Origin of the sequence: Microcystis sp. M53598_WE2 (genome assembly GCF_030067735.1) — a bacterium.
Classification (GTDB): Bacteria; Cyanobacteriota; Cyanobacteriia; order Cyanobacteriales; family Microcystaceae; genus Microcystis; species Microcystis aeruginosa.
In genome coordinates this window covers 1-3,533 of the sequence record NZ_JASJFE010000202.1, presented here as the reverse complement: position 1 = coordinate 3,533, position 3,533 = coordinate 1, and the positions used below count along the sequence as shown (strand labels likewise).

Here is a 3,533-nt window from a genome sequence, read left to right as displayed (position 1 = left end):
GTGCAGTATGTATTAAGTGGGCAGTATTAAATAGCAGCTTCCTACTGTCTTTTCACTGATTACTGCTCACTGTTTACTGCTCACTGAAAAATCCCCTATTCCCGACAACAGTACGAACGCGGTAGATGGGACGTTTTTGGGATTCATGGTAAGTTCGCATCAAAATTTCTGCCAAAAGACCAAAACAGAGTAATTGTACCCCAGTTAAAAAGAATAACACGGCCAGGATTAACAAAGGTCGATCGCCGATTTCTTGTCCGAAACCGAGTTTGAGAATAGTCAGATAAGTGCCTAAAATAATCCCCACTACCATCGATAACAGTCCGTAGAGTCCAAAAATGTGCATCGGACGGGTGAGGAACTTTTTCATAAAAAAGACAGTAAATAAGTCCATAATCACGCGAATTGTGCGACCTAAACCATATTTACTCTGTCCGAACCGTCTAGCGTGGTGATTAACGGGAATTTCGGTTATTTTTGCCCCTTCAATAAAAGCCAATGCGGGTAAAAAACGATGTAATTCCCCGTAGAGATTCATATCGGCGACTAATTCGGCTCGATAGGCTTTCAAAGAACAACCGTAGTCGTGTAATTTGACCCCTGTTACCTTTGCTATCAGCCAATTAGCTATTTTTGAGGGTAAAAGCCGTTTTACCCGGTCATCTTGGCGATTTTTGCGCCAGCCACTCACGAGGTCATAACCTTCCTCTAATTTGGCCAATAATAGGGGTATATCATTGGGATCGTTCTGTAAATCGCCGTCGAGGGTAACGATTATCTGTCCCGTGGCATAATTAAATCCGGCAGCCATGGCGGGGGTTTGTCCGTAGTTGCGTCGCAATATTACCGCCTTGAGATCATCGCGATTTTTGGCTAAATTAGTTAAAACCTCGGTGGAACCATCCTTAGAACCGTCGTCAACACAGATTATCTCGTAGTTAATTTGATAAGAACGCAAAATCGTGGCGATACTCTCGACGAGATGGGGGATACTGTCCACTTCGTTATAAATGGGAACCACTACCGATAAAGTCTGGATAGCAGCCTGCGGGTTTGGTTCGTTGACACTGATGGACGGTGTAATCGGGGACATATTTGACTGACGCAGGGACGTTTTGGGGCGATTGTATCACAATTCAGTTATCAGTTATCAGTTATCAGTTATCAGTTATCAGATGTGAGTTGTCAGTTCACTGATTACTGTTTACTGTTCACTGTCCACTGTTCCCTGAAAATACCCCCCACTTCCCCACTTCCCCACTTCCCCACTTCCCACACCCTACACCCTACACCCTACACCCTACACCCTACACCCTACACCCCAATTCCCACTTCCCCACACCCTACACCCTACACCCTACACCCTACACCCCAATTCCCACACCCCACACCCCACACCCCACACCCCTTATCCCTGTTCCCCTTTCTCTGTTTCCTTTTTGGCTAAAATTGCCTGACGAAAACCTAAGACGACGAGAATATTGGAGAGGGTGAGGAAAAGTTCGGCACTGCCGTGTAACCAATCGACGTTGGCTAATTCTTGACCATAGTGGATTTTGGCGTAGATACCGGCAGGAATGGTGATAAAAACGAAGATTAACAGCACATAAAAGCCAATTAGGGCTAAAAGAGGCATTTTTCCCGAACGAGTGACAAACCAAAGAAACCCCAGATAGGGAAACAGGGAAATGGCAAATAAACTCTCTTTATTCATTGTTAACGCTAATTTTACTGGAACGCCACAGCCACCAACCGGCAGCACAGAGGGTAAAATTTCCTAAGACAGTCATGGCTGCCTGTAGGGTGACTAACCAGGATAAGGCACTGATATTATCAAAAAAATGCCATGTACAGGCACACATTGCCCCAATTAAAGCGGGTAACATTCCCCAAGATAACATTCGCCACGATCGATCGCTACTGATGTCGCCATAGGTCCAGACTAACCAGATTGCCGCTATCCATTCTACGACACTCGATACATGAACTATCCACGTCGGTATTGATAAAGCATTCATTTTTTTACAGTTATCAGTTATCAGTTATCAGTTATCAGTGGGTAAGTTATCAGTTATCAGTTATCAGTTATCAGATTTGAGTTCTTATCTCGTTCCCAGGTTCTACTTGGGAACCCTTTATTCAGGTTCTACCTGAAGGATATTTTAATAAAGAGCCTTAAATATTGTGTGTCAAGGCCGAGCCTTGGCACAAGCAAAATTTTCTAGCCATTGAATTACCTGTTGAGCTAAACTAACATTGTTTAATCGATCGATCTCGCGAATGCCAGTGGGACTGGTGACATTAACTTCCGTCAGATAGCCACCAATCACATCTAATCCGACAAAATATAGGCCATCTTCTCGTAATTTTGGGGCTAAAGTGGCACAGATTTCTAATTCTCGATCGGTGATTTCTGTTTTTGCCACCCGTCCACCCACCGCCATATTACCGCGAAATTCCGAACCGGTGGGAATGCGATTAACTGCCCCGATGGGTTCACCATTGAGGACAATAATGCGTTTATCTCCTTCTTTGGCAGCTGGTAAATAATCTTGAATCATTACCGGTTCTTGTCCCCATTTTGTGCTAATTTCAATCATTGAATTGAGATTGCGATCTTCGGGACTAAGAAATAAAATTCCCTCCCCTGCTTTGCCCCCCAAAGGTTTCATAACTGCCGCCCCTTTTTGGTTGACAAATTCCCTAATCGTCGCTTTATCTTGGGAAACAATTGTGGCGGGCATTACCTGAGCAAAGTGAATAGTATATAACTTTTCGTTGGCATGGCGTAAACCCCTAGTTGAGTTAATTACTTGGGTTTTTTGGGGGTCGATCAGGTCTAATAAATAGGTGGCATAAAGATAGGCAATTGTCACGGGTGGGTCTTTTCGCATCCAGACAAAATCGAAGTTTTCTAGGCAGGTAAAAACTGTCTCTTGTCTCTGATACCATTGAGATACAGCCTCCCAATGATTATCTTTTAACTCCACGGGAACCAGTTCAATTTTAGTTAGTTTTGCCCAAGCTTTTCCCGCAATCGCACTGAGATCAGTGATGGAAGTCATCCAGACTTCATGTCCTAATAATTGCGACGCTTCCATGATAGCTACACTGGTATCATGGCCCGGATCTAAATACTCGATCGGATCGATAATAAAGGCTAGTTTCATTAATAGTTTTTATCCTTAATTCTGCAACAGGGGAGCTAAACCACCACTTCTATCTAAAGCATAGATGTCATCGCAGCCCCCGATGTGTTGATCGTTTATAAAAATTTGTGGTACACTTGTACGACCATTAGCTCGATCGGACATTTTGGCCCGCGCTCTTTCATCACCATCGATACAATATTCGGTAAACTCCACCCCTTTTTTCTTGAGTAATGCCTTAGCGCGGATACAGAAAGGACAGGAACTCCAAGTATAGATCTCAACATTAGCGGCCATAAAATTTATCTCCCTTCTTTACATATCTTAAATTTTAGCCGATAACCGAGCAGTGATCTTCCTTCAGGTCAGAAAACGCCAATTAGG

The 3,533-nt window shown here is 43.7% G+C and carries 5 protein-coding genes; all 5 read right to left on the bottom strand.

Annotated elements, in window-relative coordinates; translation table 11 throughout:
- Positions 1-73: 73 nt before the first annotated feature.
- The 5 genes from PX636_RS04365 to grxC all read right to left on the bottom strand — a co-directional run bounded on the left by PX636_RS04365 (position 74) and on the right by grxC (position 3,446).
- Positions 74-1,093 (bottom strand): glycosyltransferase, encoded by a 1,020-nt coding sequence (locus PX636_RS04365; RefSeq protein ID WP_004163274.1) that lies wholly within the window; start codon positions 1,091-1,093, stop codon positions 74-76.
- Positions 1,094-1,408: 315 nt separating this feature from the next.
- Positions 1,409-1,714, bottom strand: coding sequence for a DUF3593 domain-containing protein (locus PX636_RS04360; protein ID WP_044034645.1), 306 nt, complete (start codon positions 1,712-1,714; stop codon positions 1,409-1,411).
- Positions 1,707-2,018 (bottom strand): DUF2499 domain-containing protein, encoded by a 312-nt coding sequence (locus PX636_RS04355; RefSeq protein ID WP_002734463.1) that lies wholly within the window; start codon positions 2,016-2,018, stop codon positions 1,707-1,709. The genes PX636_RS04360 and PX636_RS04355 overlap by 8 nt, the downstream gene beginning before the upstream one ends.
- 171 nt (positions 2,019-2,189) lie before the next feature.
- Positions 2,190-3,170, bottom strand: a complete 981-nt coding sequence (gene gshB / locus PX636_RS04350; protein ID WP_288116325.1) for a glutathione synthase — start codon at positions 3,168-3,170, stop codon at positions 2,190-2,192.
- 15 nt (positions 3,171-3,185) lie between these two features.
- A complete protein-coding gene (gene grxC / locus PX636_RS04345; protein WP_002803525.1) occupies positions 3,186-3,446 on the bottom strand; it encodes a glutaredoxin 3 in 261 nt (86 codons plus the stop codon).
- Positions 3,447-3,533 lie beyond the last annotated feature (87 nt).

Coding starts and splice junctions, on each gene's coding strand:
- PX636_RS04355 (WP_002734463.1), bottom strand. CDS start 2,018: ATGAATGCTTTATCAATACCGACGTGGATAGTTCATGTATCGAGTGTC.
- PX636_RS04360 (WP_044034645.1), bottom strand. CDS start 1,714: ATGAATAAAGAGAGTTTATTTGCCATTTCCCTGTTTCCCTATCTGGGG.
- grxC (WP_002803525.1), bottom strand. CDS start 3,446: ATGGCCGCTAATGTTGAGATCTATACTTGGAGTTCCTGTCCTTTCTGT.
- PX636_RS04365 (WP_004163274.1), bottom strand. CDS start 1,093: ATGTCCCCGATTACACCGTCCATCAGTGTCAACGAACCAAACCCGCAG.
- gshB (WP_288116325.1), bottom strand. CDS start 3,170: ATGAAACTAGCCTTTATTATCGATCCGATCGAGTATTTAGATCCGGGC.